Here is a 16,574-nt window from a genome sequence, read left to right on the forward strand (position 1 = left end):
CCGGCATGACCTTCAAGGAGCGCCTGCAGGCGATCGAGACCTTTTTGCGCGACCTGTGGACAGAGTTGCTTGCATTTCCCTGGCCTACGACGGCCCTCACGCTGCGCGAGCGCTTCCGGGAAGACCGGCTGGGGGTGACCGCCAGCAGCCTCACCTTCACCACCACGATTTCGCTGGTGCCCCTGTTCACCGTGGCGCTGGCGGTCTTCAGTGCGTTCCCGATGTTCGGGCGGCTGCAGGCGTCTCTGCAGCGCTGGCTGGTGCAAAGCCTGGTGCCTGAGAACATCGCCAAACAGGTGCTCAGCTATCTCAACGAATTCGCTGGGAAGGCCGGGCAGATGGGCTGGGCCGGCGCACTGGTGTTGTTGGTCACGGCACTGGCGCTGGTCCTCACCATTGATCGAAAGCTCAACGACATCTGGCGCGTGCGCCAGTCCCGCTCGCTGACCCAGCGTGTGCTGGTGTACTGGGCGGTGCTGACGCTGGGGCCGCTGTTGCTCGCCGGCAGTCTGAGCATCACCTCGTACGCCTTGACCGCTTCCAGCGGCGTCGTGTCGGCGCCACCGGGTGGCCTTCGGTTTCTGCTGGACACCTTCCAGTTCGCCATCGTCACCGTGGGCATAGCCGCGTTGTACCGCTTCGTGCCGAACACCCATGTGCGCTGGAACCATGCGCTGCTGGGCGGCTTGTTTGTGGCCACAGGGCTTGAGCTGGCCAAGAAGGTGCTGACCTGGTACCTCGCTCAGGTGCCGACCTATTCCGTGGTGTACGGCACCTTCGCCACATTGCCCATCCTGCTGATCTGGATCTATGTGGCCTGGGTGATCGTGTTGCTGGGCGCGGTGGTGGCCGCCTACCTGCCCAGCTTGTTGTCGGGCGTGGCGCGGCGGGGTGATGTGCCCGGCTGGAGTTTTCAGCTGGCGCTGGAAGTGTTGCAGTATTTGCGTCTGGAAAGGGAAGCCCACGGTGCGGGATTGAGCCTGGAAGGTCTGGCGCAACGCATGCGGGTGGAGGCCTTGCAGCTGGAGGAGCCAGTGGCGGCCATGGTGGCGCTGGACTGGTTGGGGCGCCTGGACGAGGACGACGAGCGCTACGTGCTGCTGATCGCCCCCGAAAGAATCTCACTGGCCCCGTTGGTGGAACGGCTGCTGCTCGTGCACAGCGACAGCACCGCCCGCTTCTGGACCTTGAGCCAATGGAGACAGCTCACGGTGGCGCAAGCGCTGGACTCGTCAGAGGCCGGCGGGATGCAGCACTTGGGTGGTGGTGTGGCCGAAGCGGCCGTCACCGGATCGAAAACGCCGCTCTGAGGAATCCCCGAAAGCGTGCCCGGCCGCCTCTCGTCGGCGGTTCGGCGAGCTGGTAGCCGGGAAAGCGCTGCAGGAAACGCCCAATGGCGATTCGGCCTTCCAGGCGTGCCAGGCTCAGGCCAGCGCACTGATGAATGCCGAAGCCGAATGCCAGGTGCCGGTTGTTCTCTCTCGTCAGATCCAGCACCTCGGGCCGATCAAACTGCGCAGGGTCGCGATTGGCCGCGCCGATGCACAGGGTCACCAGCGCGCCTTCGGGCAGGTCCACACCGCCCACGGTCGTGGGTTTGAGGGCCCGGCGGTTGCCCAACTGGTTTGACGACTCGAAACGCAGGAACTCGTCCACCGCCAGCGTCAGGGTGTTTTCCAGCATGGCCGGATCGCCTTGCTGCGCGCGCAGGGAGTCAAGCAGTCCTTCCCTGGCGTGCGGATGCTCCTGCAGGGCCAGCAGGCCATTGCCGATCAGGTTGGTGGTCGTTTCGTGGCCGGCGTTGAGCAGGAAGATGCAGTTCTGCAGCAGCTCCACCTCGCTGAGCTTGTCCCCCGTGGCGTCGCCCTGGATCAGGCGCGTGAGCACGTCGCGCTCGGGATCGCCAGGCTGGCGGCGCCGCTCGGTGACCAGTGTGCGCAGGTAGTCGAGCATTTCTGTCACGCTGCGGTTGCCCAGCGCGTGCTGCTCGGGCGTCACTACCGGTTCGAGCGCGCCCAGAATCGCCAATGACCAGTCGCGCAGCGGGCCCCGGTCGCCATGCGGAACGTCCAGCAGGTTGCCGATGATTTCCACCGGGATGGCCGAGGCGAAATCTTCGATGAGGTCGCCACCACCTTGTGCATCGATGCGGTCCAGAAGCTGATCGACCAGTTGCACCAGGCCTGGCTCCATTTCGGCGATGGCGCGCCGTGTGAGCGCGCCCATGATGAGTTTGCGCACCCTCGTATGCAGGGGTGGATCGTTGAACACCAGGCTGGTGGTGTGGTGTTCGAACAAGGGCGAGTCAGCGCCGTACTTGGGGGCGAACTCCACGTGCTTGTCGGAACTGAAAGTCTGGGCGTCCCGGTACACCGCCACCAGATCGGCGTAGCGAGTGAGGAAGCAGGAGCCGTCGGGCATGCGCCGGATCGGCTCGGTCTCGTGCAGCACGGCATAGACCGGGTACGGATTGGCGAGGAAGTCGGCGGGCAGGGCGCGCAGGTCGAAGCTGGCAGCAATCTCGCGCGCACGTGCCGCGCTCATGGTGGGTGTGATCTGGTCTTTGAACATGGTTCGGCGATTGTGGCTGTGAGTCGCGCGATGGGGGTGCTGGTTTTCCCGTCACGCATGCTCCCGCTGCTGCTGCTGCTGCTGCTGCTGCTGCTGCTGCTGCTGCTGCTGCTGCTTCGGCAGGCCATGACCGACCTCAGGTTTTTCCCTTCGGGAGCGAGAAATAGAAGGTGGCACCGAAATCAACAGCGCCTTCTGCCCACGCCCGGCCACCATGCCGGGAGACGATCCGCAAGACGTTGGCCAGACCGATGCCCGTGCCCTGAAACTCCTCGAAGCGATGCAGGCGCTGAAAGACGCCGAAGAGCTTGTCGCGGTACTGCATGTCGAAACCGGCGCCGTTGTCCCGGACGAAAACCACGGTTTCGGCCGCTTGATCAGGCGGGCAGCCGATGGTTATCTCTGCTTTTTCACGTTTCTGGGTGTATTTCAGGGCGTTTGAGATCAGGTTGACCAGCACCACACGCAACATGGCGCGATCGCCGGTGACCATGGGCAGTTCGGCAATGTGCCAGTCGACCTCTCTACCTTCGATCTCGGGCGCCATCTCCCGAACGATATCGGCCACCAAGGCACCCAGGTCCACGGCGGTCTTGCTCATCTCCTGGCGCCCCATCCGGGAGAAAGACAACAGATCGTCGATCAGCAGGCTCATGCGGCGGGTGGCGCTGGCAATCGATTCGATGAGCTTCAGATTGTCTTGATCAAGTGTCGGCGCAGCGCTCTCCTTGAGCAGCGACAGATAGCCGTCGATGTGGCGAACCGGCGCGCGCAGGTCGTGTGAGACAGAGTAGGAAAAGGCTTCCAGCTCCTTGTTTTTTGCGGCCAGTTCGGCCGTGCGTTCGGTCACTTCGCGCTCCAGTTTTTGGCTGTATCGCTTGAGCCGCATGACCCGCAGGCGATCAGCGTTGAAAGCCAGGCCCAGCAGGAGCACCAGCATCAGGCAGATGAACCACCACGTGGCCCACCACGGCGGCGTGATGGTGACCTTGAGGCTGCTTCCCTGGTCGTTCCAGACGCCGTCTTCGTTCGAGCCCTGCACGCGGAACAGGTACTGGCCCGCAGCGAGGCCGGTGTAGACCGCCAACCGTTCGTTGCTCCCCACTTCGCGCCAGGTCCTGTCAAAACCTTCCAGTTGGTAGCGGTACTGGTTCTTGGACGGCGCGACATAACTCAACGCAGAAAACTCGAACGAGAGACTGTTCTGGAAGTGGGGAAGGGTCAGCGCATCGGTGCTGCTGATGCGCTTTGTCAGCACCGGGTCGTTGCCGCCGACCGGCACGGACTTGCCAAACAGCCGGAAATCGGTGAGCACGACCGGCGGAACAAAGGGATCATCCTTGATGTTGTCGGGGTGAAAGACATTGAAGCCGTTGATGCCACCAAAATACATTTCGCCGGTGCGCGGGCTTTTGTAGAAGGCCGTGAAGACGTTGAACTCGTTGCTTTGTAGTCCGTCCAGGACGTCGTAGTTCCGGAAGGTCTTCGTCTTGGGGTCGAAGCGGGTGAGGCCGTTGTTGGTGCTGATCCACAGCTTGCCTTGCGCGTCTTCCAGGATGCCTGCGATGGTGTCGTTGGGCAGTCCTTCCTTCTGGGTGTAGACCGCCGAGCAAGTTCCGGTGGTCCGGTCGAAGGCACACAGGCCACCGGCCGTTCCGACCCAGAACTGACCGACCTGATCTTCATGGAGGACCCGCACCGCGTCGTCGGGCAGACTGGCAGGATCTTTTGGATCGTTGTGGTATCGCTGGAAGGTTTCTGTCGCCGGGTCGAATCGGCTCAGGCCGCCGCCTTCCGTGGCCACCCACAAGGTACGCGCGCGGTCTTCGTAAATGTCGGTGACCGAGCCGCCTCCCAGACTGGTCGGCTGGCCCGGGTCGTGTCGGAATTGCCGGAAGGTTTCCGTTGCACGATCAAAGCGGTTCAGTCCATTGTTCCAGCCACCCACCCACAAGTCGCCGCTTGAGTCGCGGTAGAGCGCGCGGACAATGTCGTCGCTGAGGGTGTGGGGGGAATTGGGGGTAGCCCTGTAAGCCTTGAATTGGTTGATCTTGGGGTCAAACCGGTTCAGCCCACCGTTGTAGGTGCCGAACCAGAGTGTGCCATCCGGGTCTTCCTGGGTGGCTGTCACCGAACCGTTGGAAATGCTGGTCGGGTCTGCGGGGTCGTTGCGATAGGTCCGCCATGTGTTGGCGCTGCGATCCCAGCGGTTGAGGGTTCGGTCATTGCCGATCCACACGATGCCATTGCTGTCCTCAAAGAGCGAGAGGATGAAGTTGTCGGCAACACTGTTGGCATCTTGCCCGCGTCGGTAGAGGGAAAATTTGGGCGGCCGTGTTGAAAGTCTGTTCGCCCCGCCGCCCAGGGTTCCCACCCACAATGTCCCGGAAGGGTCTTCCCAGAACGCGCTGACGAAATTGTTGCGCAAGCTGTGGGGGTTGGCGGAGTCGTGCTTGTATTGCACAAGCCGGCGCTGAGCCGGATCAATTTTCAGGACGCCTGCGCCTCCGGTGCCCAGCCACAGCGTGCCAGTCGCATCTTCATGGATGGTCGTTATCGCATGGAGGCTGGCCACATCTCGCTGACTGGCCACCACGGTATGGCGTGTGAAGAGGTTGGTGCGCCGATCCAGCGAAACCATGCCCTTGTGGGTGACCACCCAGAACGTCCCGGCCCGGTCTTCGTGCATTCCGTGCACGCGTGAGTCCGGCAGCGCGTGCGGGTCGTCGGGGTTCGAGGCGTACCGGGTGATCCGGCCTGAGACCGGGTCGAGCTGGTTCAGCCCCGCGTCTGCCGTGCCGATCCACAGCGTTCCGTGCGAATCCCGGTAGACGCTTTCGATGTTGTTGCTGCTCAGACTGTTGGGATTCTGCGGGTCGTGCCGGAAGTGGGTCGCGGCGCCCGTCGCCAGGTCGAGCCGGTTCAGACCACTGTCATTGGTGCCTATCCACAATGTGCCCTGTGGGTCCTCCAGCAGGCCGGCTTTTGAAATGCTGTTGCTGCTCAGACTGCTGGGGTTCCTGGGGTCGTGGCGGTAGTGGGTGAAGGTTTCCGTTGCCGGGTCGAACCGGTCCACCCCTGCGCCGGTGGTGCCCAGCCACAACACGCCGCCGTGCCCCAACTGAATGCTCACAACGGTGTTGTGGCCCAGACTGTTGGGGTTGTTGCGATCGAATCGAAAGTTTCGGAAGGCATAACCGTCGTAACGGCTCAGGCCGTCGCCGGTTGCAAACCACAGGAAGCCCTGGGTGTCCTGGGCGATACCGTACACGTTCCCGGACGGCAGTCCCGCTTCTCCGGTGAGGGCTATAAACGGACGGTCCGTGCCGGCAACCACCTGCAGTCTCACGGTGTCCGAAGGCTCGCGGGCATGGACCCCCAGGGACGCCGAACCCAGGAGTACCAGTACGGTCAGAAATGGGGCGATCGCAGTCCTTAAGAATGCGTAAGCGTTCATGTTCTTCTTGTCGCCGTTCTTGGACAGACGCCAGTTTGGCGGAGCACCGCCACTTTTTTTCAGGATGACAGTTCCCGCTGCGCTTGGTTATTTTCGTCGATTGAGTGGCGGTTGGGGGAAATAGGGCTTGCGGCGGCGTCAAGCTTTCCATTCGCCCATCTCCGGTCGCCATCAGACGGGTTTGGCGGGTACCCGACGCCCAGTCGGGAGCATCCTACTGAGTGCTTAGGCGGCTCGCAATACCGGTGGCGGCGGGCTGTTGGCAGGGCGATCCAGCATCTGGCGCGCGATCTCCCCAATGCGCGCGAGGGCCTGCATGGTCATGGCGTTCCAGGGGCCGGAGAAGTTCAGGCGCAGGCAGTTGCGGTAGCGGTCGGTGGCGGTGAACAGCTCGCCCGGGCCGAAGGTGATGCCTTCGCTCGCGCAGCGCCGAAACAGGTCCATGCAGTTGATGGCCGGACTGAGCTCCAGCCACAGCGTATCGCCCGAAGGCGGGTTGCTCACGCGTGTACCCTGGGGAAAGTGGTGGGCGATCAGGTGCCGGGCCTCGCTCCGGCGCTGTCGCATGTGGGTGGAAAGGCGCCGCAGGTGGGCCTCGTAGCTGCCCTGGGTAAGCAGGTCGGCCAGGGCTTCTTCCAGCACCACATTGGTCGCTGCACCCTGTAGCCGCTTGTGGGTGGCAATGGTGTCGCGCCAGCGGCCGGCCTCGACCCAGCCCAGGCGGATGCCCGGCGTCAGGGTCTTGGCGAACGAACCGCAGATCATTACATTGCCTTCGGTGTCCCAGGCCTTGGCGGCCTTGCGCCGCTCGTCGCCGGACAACAGGTCGTTGAACACCACGTCCTCGATCAACGGCACGCGCCGCTGGGCCAGCAGGCGCACCAGCCGCTGCTTGGCCGACAGTGGCATCACCGAACCCAAGGGGTTGGACAGCGTCGGGGCGGCGAGCACGGCCTTGATGGGCTGCGTGTCCAGCGCCAGTTCCAGTGCGGGCAGCGAGAGACCGGTGGCCGGATGGGTCGGAATCTCCAGCACCCGCAGGCCCTGGGACTCGATCAGGTCGAGGTAGCCAAAAAAGGTCGGCGACTCCAATGCCACCACGTCTCCCGGCAAGGTGACGGCGCGCAGGCACAGGCTGACTGCATGGGTGCAACTGGCGGTGATGATGATGTCCGACGCATCGAACGCGCAGCCCAGGTGCAGGGCGCGCTGCGCCACCGCCTGACGCAGCGCGGGGCGCCCGGCATCGGCCTTGTTGTATTCGGTCAGGCTGCGCCGGTGCACGCGCGAGGCTCGGCCCACTGCCACGCGCAGGCGCTCATCGTCAAACAGGTCGCTGCTCTGGGGCGTGAATCCGCCAAAACTTGCACGGTCGCCGGGCTGGTGGAGCAGGGCGAAGGCTTCGGAACGGCTCTGGCGCTCCAGCAGAAAGCTGCGCTGTGGCGGCGCGCTCAAGCCGGGCTGTGCGATGCGTTGGGCGCGGCGCACGAAATACCCGGCCTTGGGGCGTGCCTGCACCAGGCCCTGTTCTTCCAGTTGGCGAAAAGCCTGCATGGCAGTGGAGATGGACACGCCTTGCGTCAGCGCTGTCTCGCGCACCGAAGGCAGCCGTTGGCCCGCCTTGAACGTGCCGTTGTGGATCAGCTGTGCCAGTGCCTGCGCGATCTGCTGGTACAGCGGCAGGATGGGGCCGGGGCTGGGGGGCGAGACCGGACACAACGTGAGAGTGGTTGGCGGCGCTGACATGGCATATCCATGCTAACCCAGCGCCCGGCCACCGCCGGGGCCGGCAGCGACGTGGACCGGTACAGATCAACCTGAAAGAGACCACACAGATGCGGCCTGTACCGGTTTCGCAGGCCCCAACTGGGCGAACGGTGTGTCTGTTGCGGGGCGGCGTGATCAAAGACAGTGGAGCCTCATCCAAAGGAGATCCGCCATGCACCCCACCGCGCCGACCACCCGCCTGCTGCCGCTACAGACGCGCATGATCAACGCCAGCAACGGCATGCGCCTGAGGGTGGTCAGTGGCCACTTCTGGCTGACCCAGCCGAACGCAGAGCAAGACCTTTTCCTCGGCCCCGGTGCCAGCGTCGACCTGCGGCAGGACTGGGTGGTGATCGGCGCCGACGCCGGTCCCCGCCCGTCGGCAGATGCGCCGCCCTGCTACAGCGAGTACCTGCTGACGCCATTGGCAGAAGCTCTGCCGAACCCCTGCTGGAACCACGCGGTCTGGCGTGTTTTGCAACGATGGATTCGGCAGGCAGCGGTCGCGACACGAAGCGCATGGCCCCGCGCCTTCGCCAAGTGACCGTCAGCGACCCTGAAGAAAATCCCGGATGCCAAACAAGGTGGCATCGGGCGTCTCGGTCATCTGGTGGTGACCCACCGGCAGGTTGAGCACCTGCACCGTCTTGCCCGCGGCCTGGGCCCCCTTGATCAGCCCTTGCGCGGCCTTGGGGTGCGTCATCTGGTCCTGGCTGCCCAGCAGGAACAGCACCGGGCAGGTGAGGGCCGCCATAGCGGCATCGCCACCGGCGTAGCTGTCGCAGGCCACAAAGCCGCGGTGGAACACGTTGACCCGCGTGTTGCTGGCCAGCACCCTGCGGCCCAGCGCCGTGCTGGCGCCGAACACCCAGGTGCCCGGGCCCAGCGCCGAAGGCGGGGCGGCCAGCGTGCTGCGCGAGAACACGTTGACCATCTTGAGCGCTTTCTCGGGCTCGTTGAGCGAAGCTTCGATGAGCGCGGGTGACACCTTCATGGGGTAGGCGGTGCCCACCAGCACCAGGTGGCTGACACGGTCTTTCAGCCGGGCCGCTGCTTCCATAGCGATCAGCGAGCCCCAGCTGTGGCCCACCAGGGCGGCCTTTTGCACGCCCGCGGCATCGAGCAAGGCGCCGATGAAATCGGCGGCTTCTTCCACCGAGGCGGGCGCTTCACCCTCGCTCTTGCAATGGCCTGGCAGGTCCACCGCCAGCACATTCCAGCCGTGGTGGGCCAGGTAGCGGCTCTGCAGGATCCAGACGCTGTGGTCATGGAGGACACCGTGAATGAACACCACGATGGGTTTTGCGGAATCAAAGGCCTTGCCGCCGGTGTAGCAGTAGGTGGGGGCGTTGTTGACGGTCAGGTACATGGTCAGGCCCCCGCTTTCTCGGCCGCTTTCAAGGCGCGCTTGAGGTCGTCAATCAGGTCGTCGGCGTCTTCCAGGCCGATCGACAGGCGGATGGTGCCTGGGCCGATGCCGCCGGCGGCCAGCGCTTCGTCGGTCATGCGGAAATGCGTGGTGCTGGCGGGGTGGATGACCAGGGAGCGGCAGTCGCCCACGTTCGCCAGGTGGCTGAAGATTTTCAGTGCTTCAATGAAGGCCTTGCCCTGCTCTCGGCTGCCCTTGATGTCGAAACTGAACACCGAACCGGCGCCCCGCGCGCCAAAGCGCAACAGCTTCTCCGCCAGCGCGTGGCTGGGGTGGGTTTCGAGCAGGGGGTGGCCCACGCGGCCCACCAGCGGGTGGCTGGCCAGGAACTGCACCACCTTTTCGGTGTTGGCCATGTGGCGGTCCATGCGCAGGGACAGTGTTTCCAGCCCCTGCAGGATCAGCCAGGCGCTGTGCGGCGACAGGCAGGCGCCGAAATCGCGCAGGCCCTCGCGGCGCGCCCGCAGCAGGAAGGCGCCCACGGTGCTCTCTTCGCTGAACACCATGTTGTGGAAACCTTCGTAGGCCTCGGTGAGTTCGGGGAAACGGCCGGACTTTTCCCAGTCGAAGCTGCCCGCGTCCACCACCACGCCGCCGATCACGGTGCCATGGCCGCTGAGGAATTTGGTGGCCGAATGGTAGACCAGGTCGGCGCCCAGCTCGAACGGTTTGACCAAGTAGGGTGTGGTGAGTGTGGAGTCCACCAGCAGGGGCACGCCGGCCTCGTGGGCAATCTGCGCCACGGTGGGAATGTCCAGCACGTCCAGCCCCGGGTTGCCCACGGTCTCACCGAAAAACAGCTTGGTATTGGGACGCACGGCCGCTCTCCAGCCGTCGATGTCACCGGGTTTGACGAAGGTGGTGTCGATGCCGAAGCGGCGCATCGTGTAGTGCAGCAGGTTCTGGCTGCCGCCATACAGCGCGGTGCTGGCCACGATGTGTGAGCCCGCGCCCATCAGGGTGGCCACGCTCAGATGCAAGGCCGCCTGGCCGCTGGCGGTGGCAATGGCCCCGATGCCGCCCTCGAGAGCCGCCATGCGCTGTTCGAACACGGCGTTGGTGGGGTTGCTGATGCGGCTGTAGACGTGGCCGGCGCGCTCCAGGTTGAACAGGGCCGCGGCGTGGTCGCTGGACTCGAAGACGAACGAGGTGGTGAGGTGGATGGGCACCGCGCGTGCGCCGGTGGTGGGGTCAGGGGCAGCACCCGCGTGCAGGGCGAGGGTGTCGAAGCCCGGGTCGGCGTATCCGGCCATGTGAATGTCTCCTGGGAGTCAAGGGTTCGGCGGGTCGCCAGACCGTGTTGACAGGTTGTTTCAAAGCGATCGAAGCGGCCTCGCCCATGGCAGGGAAGGCATGGTTGCTTGGCGTGATTGTGGGCTATATTCCTCCTCAGGCCAGCCCGACTGGCGACAGTGCAACTCCGAGGAGACCAGGCATGAAAGTCAGCGACATACTGCGCGTCAAAGGCGGCACGCTCTACACCATCTCACCCAACGAACCGCTTGAGCGGGCGGTGCAGACCATGGCCGAGTTCGACATCGGGTCCCTGGCGGTGATGGAGCACGGTGAGCTGGTGGGCATGCTCACCTTTCGCGAACTCATCCACACCCTTGCCCGCAGCGGCGGCTCCTTGGGCAACCGCACGGTGCGCGCCGTGATGGACGACCACCCCATGAGCTGCACGCCGGAAACCGAGCTCGAGCAGGTACGCCCCATGATGCTGGAGAAGCACACCCGCTATATGCCGGTGATGGACAACAAGATGCTGATGGGCGTGATCAGCTTCTACGACGTGGCCAAGGCCGTGGTCGACAGCCAGAACTTCGAAAACAAGATGCTCAAGGCCTACATCCGCGACTGGCCGGAAGAAGAAAACGGCAAAGCCGAACCCAACTTCCCCTGATCACCAAGCAAAGCGCCCCGCACTTCGGGGCGTTTTGCTTTGGAGAATTCGTAGGCGTGAAGGAGCCTTTCAAGTAGCACCGTGGAACCGGCTTCGCCGGGCCACAGGGTGCTGCCCCCTGAGGGGGTGACGCGCGCAGCGCGGCGCGGGGGGGAGCCCAAGTCAACAAGTGCTGAATATCGCTTCCCGCACCCGCGGATAGATCTGCTGGTTCCAGCGGCGCCCGCTGAACACGCCATAGTGCCCCACGCCGGTCTGCACATGGTGGGTCTTGCGGTAGGGGCGCACGCTGCTGCAGAGGTCCTGTGCAGCCACCGTCTGGCCCACGGCGCAGATGTCGTCGCGCTCACCTTCCACCGTCATGAGCGCGGTGCGGCGAATGGCCGCCGGGTTCACGGTGCGGCCTTGCCAGGTGAGCTTGCCCATTGGCAGGTCATAGGTCTGGAACACCTTTTCCACCGTTTCCAGGTAGAACTCGGCCGGCAGGTCGTTGACGGCCAGGTACTCCTCGTAGAAGTTTTGGATGGTGGCGGCTTCTTCCATGCGGCCGTGGTCCAGGTGTTCGAACATCAGGCGGAACGACTCTTTGTGGCGTTCCGGGTTCATGCTCATGAAGGCGCTGAGCTGCACGAAGCCGGGGTAGACGCGCCGCATGACACCCGCGTGGGGCAGGGGCACGCGGCTGATGAGGTTCTTTTCGAACCACTCGATGGGCTTGCTCACCGCCAGCCGGTTCACTTCCGTGGGGTTGATGCGGCAGTCGACCGGGCCGGCCATCAGCGTGAGGCTGCGGGGCTGTGCCGGGTTGTCGTCTTCGGCCATGATGGCCGTGGCAGCCAGTGCCGCCACGCAGGGCTGGCACACCGCCACCATGTGGCTGTCCGGCCCCACCGCTTCGGTGAACCGGATCATGTAGCTGATGTAGTCGTCCAGGCTGAAGCCCCCGTGCTGCAGGGACACGTCGCGGGCGTTGTGCCAGTCGGTGATGTAGACGTCGTGGTCTTGCAGCAGGGTGCGGGCGGTTTCGCGCAGCAAGGTGGCGAAGTGGCCGGAGAGCGGTGCCACCAGCAGCACCGGAGGCTGATAGGGCAGGCCGGCGTCTGCCTTGCGGAAGCGCAGCAGGGTGCCAAAGGGCAGCGTGAGCACGGTTTCTTCGGTCACGGGTACGTCCTGCTCGCCGACCATGACCGAATGAATGTTGTACGGCGGGCGCGCGTGGGTCAGCCGCATGCGCGAGAACACGTCGCAGGCAGCCGCCAGCTTGCGCAACGCGCTGCGTTCGGTCTGCTGAAACAACAGTGTCGAGCTGATGTACTGGGCCGCGAGCCGGAGCGGGGATGCCAGATCGGACTGGAACTGATAGGCCTGATACAGCATGGCGGACTTTCCGGAGAAGGATGCACCGAATGCAGGCAAGGAATGGGCCAGCGAACCTGCACCGAATGGGTGCGTGGGGATGCAGGGATTGCGCACAAACTTGGCACAGCCCTTGCTCAGTGCATGCCCTCACGAGGAGCTCTTCATGGCCACAGCGGTTCTCACGATCAGCAGCAAAAACTATGGAGCCTGGGCGTTGCGCGGCTGGTTGATGGCCAAACTGGCGCGCCTTGACTTCACTGAACACGTGATTTCGCCAGACGATCCCGACATGAAGGCCGAAATGCTGCTGCTGTCAGCGTCCGTGCGTGTGCCCGCCCTGGAGCACGACGGCGTGCATGTCTGGGACACCCTGGCCATTGGCGAATACCTGAACGAGATCAAGCCCAAGGCCGGGCTGCTGCCGGCAGACCGGGCTGCGCGCGCGCATTGCCGTTCGGTGTGCGGCGAGATGCATTCGGGCTTCAGCGCCATGCGTTCGTCGCTGCCCATGAACATCAAGGCCCACTTTCCGGGCTTCAAGCTGTGGTCGCGCGCCCAGGCCGATATCGATCGCATCGAGGCCATCTGGACCGAATGTCTCTCTACCTACGGTGGTCCCTACCTTTTTGGTGCCAAGCCCTGCATCGCCGACGCCATGTTCGCGCCGGTGGTCACGCGTTTCATCACCTACGAAGTGGCCTTAGACCCGGTGTGCGTGGCCTATTGCGACACCATCATGGATTTGCCGGCCATGAAGGAATGGGTGGCGGCGGCCGAAGCCGAGCCGGACGAGATCGATGAACTCGATGCAGAGTTCTGACCTATCTCCACCTCCACCTCCGCGCCCGCTCAAGAGTTCAAGGTATCAACCGATCTGCAGCGCGTGAAGTGTCTTGATCCAGGGGGCACCGTGGAACCGGCTCTGCCGGGCCACCAGTGCCGTCCCCCCTCGAAGCGCCGCAGGCGCGCCACGGAGGGGGGAAGCCGCAAAGCGGCGCAGGGGGGAGTCGCTAGCCCTACCAGGGGGTGGGAGGCGGAATCTCGCAGACGGGCTCGACGGGCACCGATTTGAAATCGGCGGGCGACACGATTTCCAGGTATTCCATGTCGGGGGAGTAGTCGAACAGGTAGTGGCGGATGCCGGGGCGCTGGTGCACCACGTCGCCGGCTTCGACCAGCGTCACTTGCTCTTCGTACATGAACTTGGCCCAGCCCTTGATCATGATCACGATCTGGAAGTCGGCTTCGTGGATGTGCCAGCCGGTACCGCCGTCGGGCGGCTCGTTGGCCTTGACCAGGTGGGCGATCACCTTGCCATGGGTGGCCTCTGCGATGCCCAGGTCGCGGTAGAGAAAAAAGTCGCGCAGGCCGCCTCGCACGAACGCGGTGTCGTTCGGCTTGACGTGGGAGAACAGGGTGGTGGTTCGGTCCAGCATGGGGCGCTCCTTGACACTGAAGGCAGCTGGATGGCTGCAATGCAGCGCCAAGCATGAAGCGTTCCATTGGTGGCTTGGGTGCAGGCTGGCCCTTCCTATCCGCCAACGGACTGCGCTGTGCACCAGTTTGGGTGAAGGTGCACGCCCTCGGACCCCGGGCCTCAGGGATAATCCAGCCCCATGAGCGGCAACACCATCGGCACCCTTTTCTGCGTCACCAACTTTGGTGAATCCCACGGCCCGGCCATTGGCTGCGTGATCGACGGTTGCCCGCCCGGCATGGCGCTGAGTGAAGCCGACATCCAGATCGAGCTGGACCGGCGCCGCCCGGGCACATCGAAGTTCGTGACCCAGCGCAACGAACCCGACACGGTGGAAATTCTCAGCGGCGTCTACGAGGGCAAGACCACCGGCACACCCATTGCCCTGCTCATTCGAAACACCGACCAGCGCAGCAAGGACTACGGCAACATCCTGCAGACCTTTCGCCCCGGCCACGCCGACTACACCTACTGGCAGAAATTCGGCATCCGCGACCCGCGCGGTGGTGGGCGCAGTTCGGCCCGGCTGACGGCGCCCACGGTGGCCGCCGGCGCCGTGGCGCGCAAGTGGCTGAAGGAAAAATTCGGCACCACGTTCCGTGGCTGCATGACGCAGATCGGCGAGCAGGTGATCCCGTTCGAAAGCTGGGACCATGTGCCCCACAACCCGTTCTTCGCACCCGTGGCCGACGTGTCCGCGCTGGAGGACTACATGAATGCGCTGCGCAAGAGTGGCGACTCGTGCGGCGCGTGCATCCGCGTGACGGCGACCGGCATGCCCGTGGGGTTGGGCGAGCCGCTGTACGACCGGCTCGACGCCGACATCGCGCACGCGATGATGGGTCTGAATGCCGTCAAGGGTGTGGAGATCGGTGCCGGTTTCGCCAGCGTGGCCGACAAGGGCAGCACCCACGGCGACAGCCTCACGCCCGAAGGCTTCGCCGCCAACAAGGCCGGTGGTGTGCTGGGCGGCATCAGCACCGGGCAGGATCTGGAGGTGGCCATTGCCATCAAGCCCACCAGCTCGATCCTGATTCCACGTGAAAGCATCGACACCACCGGTGCCGCCACAGAGGTCATCACCAAAGGCCGACACGACCCCTGCGTGGGCATTCGCGCCACCCCCATTGCCGAGGCCTTGCTGGCGCTCGTGGTGATGGACCATGCGCTGCGGCACCGGGCGCAGTGTGGTGACGTGGTGTTGCCGACGCCAGACATTGCCGCTGTGGGCCGCGGTTGATTCCCTTTTTGCAGCCTTCACAACCGTTCGCCCTGAGTTTGTCGAAGGGCTCGCAAAGGCTTCGACAGGCTCAGCCCGAACGGAGCAGTCGGTGAGTCAGCGCAAACAGCTGTTCCCTTTCGCCATGCTGTCGGCGAGCTACTTCGCCCACATCGGTTTTTTCAATCCCTATCTCCCGCTGTGGCTCAAGGACATGGGGTTCAGCCTGATCGCCATCAGCGTGCTGACCTCGGTGCAATCGGCCACCAGGCTGTTTGCGCCTTATGCCTGGGGCACGCTGAGCGACCGCACCGGTGAGCGCGTGAAGCTGCTGCGCTACGGGGGCACGGCAGCTCTCGTGCTCTCGCTGGGCTTGTGGTTCGACATGGGTGGTGTGGCGCTGTTCATCGTGCTGCTGCTCATGTTCAGCCACACCAGCGCCATGATGCCCATGAGCGAGGCAGCGCTGGCCCATCTGGTGAGCCATGGCGGCGCGTTCGACGCCCGCCGCTATGGCCGCGTGCGTCTGTGGGGCTCGCTGGGTTTTCTGCTCACGGTGGTGGCGGCAGGGGCCTGGTTCGAGCGCTTCGGAATGTCTCACTTTCCGGGCTGGACGGCGCTCACGCTGGCCGCCGTGGCCCTGAGTGTGTGGATGTTGCCGGATGCGCGCGAGGCGGCACACCACACCGACGAGCACCCTAACGTGTGGCCGGTGTTCCGCCAGCCGGCGGTGCGCTGGTTTTTCCTCTCGATGTTCTTCCATGTGCTTTCGCACATCTTCATCTACATCTTCTTCTCGCTCTACCTGGATTCGCTGGGCTACAGCAAGACCGTGATCGGCCTGCTCTGGGCGGTGTCGGTGGTGATCGAGATCGGCTGGTTTTTCACGCAGGGGCGCTGGTTGCCCTTGCTATCGCTGCCCGGTTGGCTGGTGCTGGCGGCCGCGCTCATGGCCCTGCGCATGGGCATCACGGCCGGCCTGCCGCTGGTGTGGCCGCTGCTGTTGCTGGCGCAGGCGGTGCACGCCATCACCTTCGCGGCGCACCACACGGTGTGCATCGCCTTGCTGTCTCAGCATTTTCCCGGTCGCCTGCGCGGGCGGGGTCAGGCGCTGTATTCGGTGCTGGGTTATGGGCTGCCGGGGGTGTTGGGCGGCGTGGGTGGCGGCTTCCTGAGTTCGGCGCTGGGGCTGGCCAGCGTGTTCTGGCTTTCCATGGTCAGCGCGCTGGTGGCCACCGGTTGTGCGCTGCGGTTGCGCCAGCTGGCACACCCAACCCGTCAGCCACAGTCCCTGCAATCGTGAACACGCTCTGAAGCGCTGTGCGGGCTCTTCTTGCAAATGAAAGGGGCCCCGAGACGGGCAGAATGATGTCTGTCCAGGCCGATGGGCCA

13 protein-coding genes are annotated in these 16,574 nt (G+C 64.4%); 6 read left to right on the top strand and 7 right to left on the bottom strand.

Annotated elements, in window-relative coordinates:
- The first annotated feature begins 5 nt into the window (after window positions 1-5).
- Window positions 6-1,310 carry a YihY family inner membrane protein gene (locus J2W49_RS01620; RefSeq protein ID WP_310310891.1) on the top strand — a complete coding sequence of 435 codons (1,305 nt, stop codon included), beginning with the start codon at window positions 6-8 and terminating at the stop codon, window positions 1,308-1,310.
- Here J2W49_RS01620 and J2W49_RS01625 read toward each other — a convergent pair.
- The 3 genes from J2W49_RS01625 to J2W49_RS01635 all read right to left on the bottom strand — a co-directional run bounded on the left by J2W49_RS01625 (window position 1,285) and on the right by J2W49_RS01635 (window position 7,774).
- Complete coding sequence (locus tag J2W49_RS01625) at window positions 1,285-2,571, bottom strand: cytochrome P450 (protein ID WP_310310893.1); 1,287 nt, start codon at window positions 2,569-2,571, stop codon at window positions 1,285-1,287. The two genes, J2W49_RS01620 and J2W49_RS01625, sit on opposite strands and share 26 nt — an antisense overlap.
- Before the next feature lie 136 nt (window positions 2,572-2,707).
- On the bottom strand, window positions 2,708-6,028 hold the full coding sequence (locus tag J2W49_RS01630; RefSeq protein WP_310310895.1) for a two-component regulator propeller domain-containing protein: 3,321 nt from the start codon (window positions 6,026-6,028) through the stop codon (window positions 2,708-2,710).
- Between the two features lie 225 nt (window positions 6,029-6,253).
- A complete protein-coding gene (locus J2W49_RS01635) occupies window positions 6,254-7,774 on the bottom strand; it encodes an aminotransferase-like domain-containing protein (protein ID WP_310310898.1) in 1,521 nt (506 codons plus the stop codon).
- 193 nt (window positions 7,775-7,967) lie between these two features.
- Between J2W49_RS01635 and J2W49_RS01640 the strand changes: the two genes are divergently transcribed.
- Window positions 7,968-8,339, top strand: a complete 372-nt coding sequence (locus J2W49_RS01640; RefSeq protein WP_310310901.1) for a DUF2917 domain-containing protein — start codon at window positions 7,968-7,970, stop codon at window positions 8,337-8,339.
- Between the two features lie 3 nt (window positions 8,340-8,342).
- Here the strand turns inward: J2W49_RS01640 and J2W49_RS01645 are convergent, their stop codons facing one another.
- Together J2W49_RS01645 and J2W49_RS01650 are read right to left on the bottom strand one after the other, a co-directional pair.
- Window positions 8,343-9,164, bottom strand: coding sequence for an alpha/beta fold hydrolase (locus J2W49_RS01645; RefSeq protein WP_310310904.1), 822 nt, complete (start codon window positions 9,162-9,164; stop codon window positions 8,343-8,345).
- A 2-nt stretch (window positions 9,165-9,166) separates the two neighbouring features.
- The gene (locus tag J2W49_RS01650; protein ID WP_310310907.1) at window positions 9,167-10,477 is read right to left on the bottom strand and encodes an O-acetylhomoserine aminocarboxypropyltransferase; all 1,311 of its coding nucleotides are present in this window, start codon (window positions 10,475-10,477) and stop codon (window positions 9,167-9,169) included.
- Window positions 10,478-10,659: 182 nt separating this feature from the next.
- On the opposite strand from J2W49_RS01650, the gene J2W49_RS01655 reads away from it, so the two are divergent.
- Window positions 10,660-11,127: a CBS domain-containing protein gene (locus tag J2W49_RS01655; protein ID WP_310310911.1), complete on the top strand. Its 468-nt coding sequence runs from the start codon at window positions 10,660-10,662 to the stop codon at window positions 11,125-11,127.
- 162 nt (window positions 11,128-11,289) lie between these two features.
- Here the strand turns inward: J2W49_RS01655 and J2W49_RS01660 are convergent, their stop codons facing one another.
- Entirely contained in the window at window positions 11,290-12,504 is a 1,215-nt protein-coding gene (locus J2W49_RS01660; protein WP_310310913.1) for a polyhydroxyalkanoate depolymerase, read from the bottom strand.
- 145 nt (window positions 12,505-12,649) lie between these two features.
- Between J2W49_RS01660 and J2W49_RS01665 the strand changes: the two genes are divergently transcribed.
- The gene (locus tag J2W49_RS01665) at window positions 12,650-13,306 is read left to right on the top strand and encodes a glutathione S-transferase (RefSeq protein WP_310310916.1); all 657 of its coding nucleotides are present in this window, start codon (window positions 12,650-12,652) and stop codon (window positions 13,304-13,306) included.
- A gap of 196 nt (window positions 13,307-13,502) precedes the next feature.
- Here the strand turns inward: J2W49_RS01665 and J2W49_RS01670 are convergent, their stop codons facing one another.
- Window positions 13,503-13,922 (bottom strand): cupin domain-containing protein, encoded by a 420-nt coding sequence (locus J2W49_RS01670; protein WP_310310920.1) that lies wholly within the window; start codon window positions 13,920-13,922, stop codon window positions 13,503-13,505.
- Between the two features lie 180 nt (window positions 13,923-14,102).
- Between J2W49_RS01670 and aroC the strand changes: the two genes are divergently transcribed.
- Both aroC and J2W49_RS01680 read left to right on the top strand, forming a co-directional pair.
- On the top strand, window positions 14,103-15,203 hold the full coding sequence (gene aroC, locus J2W49_RS01675) for a chorismate synthase (protein ID WP_310310922.1): 1,101 nt from the start codon (window positions 14,103-14,105) through the stop codon (window positions 15,201-15,203).
- Window positions 15,204-15,294: 91 nt separating this feature from the next.
- Window positions 15,295-16,485 (top strand): MFS transporter, encoded by a 1,191-nt coding sequence (locus J2W49_RS01680; RefSeq protein WP_310310925.1) that lies wholly within the window; start codon window positions 15,295-15,297, stop codon window positions 16,483-16,485.
- The last annotated feature ends 89 nt before the right edge of the window (window positions 16,486-16,574 follow it).

The organism is Hydrogenophaga palleronii (genome assembly GCF_031457455.1).
Lineage (GTDB): Bacteria > Pseudomonadota > Gammaproteobacteria > Burkholderiales > Burkholderiaceae_C > Hydrogenophaga > Hydrogenophaga palleronii_A.

What these genes read in the sequence shown, in the direction of transcription:
- J2W49_RS01665 (WP_310310916.1), top strand. Translation starts at nt 12,650, where the DNA reads ATGGCCACAGCGGTTCTCACGATCAGCAGCAAAAACTATGGAGCCTGG.
- J2W49_RS01650 (WP_310310907.1), bottom strand. Translation starts at nt 10,477, where the DNA reads ATGGCCGGATACGCCGACCCGGGCTTCGACACCCTCGCCCTGCACGCG.
- J2W49_RS01635 (WP_310310898.1), bottom strand. Translation starts at nt 7,774, where the DNA reads ATGTCAGCGCCGCCAACCACTCTCACGTTGTGTCCGGTCTCGCCCCCC.
- J2W49_RS01655 (WP_310310911.1), top strand. Translation starts at nt 10,660, where the DNA reads ATGAAAGTCAGCGACATACTGCGCGTCAAAGGCGGCACGCTCTACACC.
- J2W49_RS01670 (WP_310310920.1), bottom strand. Translation starts at nt 13,922, where the DNA reads ATGCTGGACCGAACCACCACCCTGTTCTCCCACGTCAAGCCGAACGAC.
- J2W49_RS01660 (WP_310310913.1), bottom strand. Translation starts at nt 12,504, where the DNA reads ATGCTGTATCAGGCCTATCAGTTCCAGTCCGATCTGGCATCCCCGCTC.
- aroC (WP_310310922.1), top strand. Translation starts at nt 14,103, where the DNA reads ATGAGCGGCAACACCATCGGCACCCTTTTCTGCGTCACCAACTTTGGT.
- J2W49_RS01630 (WP_310310895.1), bottom strand. Translation starts at nt 6,028, where the DNA reads ATGAACGCTTACGCATTCTTAAGGACTGCGATCGCCCCATTTCTGACC.
- J2W49_RS01645 (WP_310310904.1), bottom strand. Translation starts at nt 9,164, where the DNA reads ATGTACCTGACCGTCAACAACGCCCCCACCTACTGCTACACCGGCGGC.
- J2W49_RS01620 (WP_310310891.1), top strand. Translation starts at nt 6, where the DNA reads ATGACCTTCAAGGAGCGCCTGCAGGCGATCGAGACCTTTTTGCGCGAC.
- J2W49_RS01640 (WP_310310901.1), top strand. Translation starts at nt 7,968, where the DNA reads ATGCACCCCACCGCGCCGACCACCCGCCTGCTGCCGCTACAGACGCGC.
- J2W49_RS01625 (WP_310310893.1), bottom strand. Translation starts at nt 2,571, where the DNA reads ATGTTCAAAGACCAGATCACACCCACCATGAGCGCGGCACGTGCGCGC.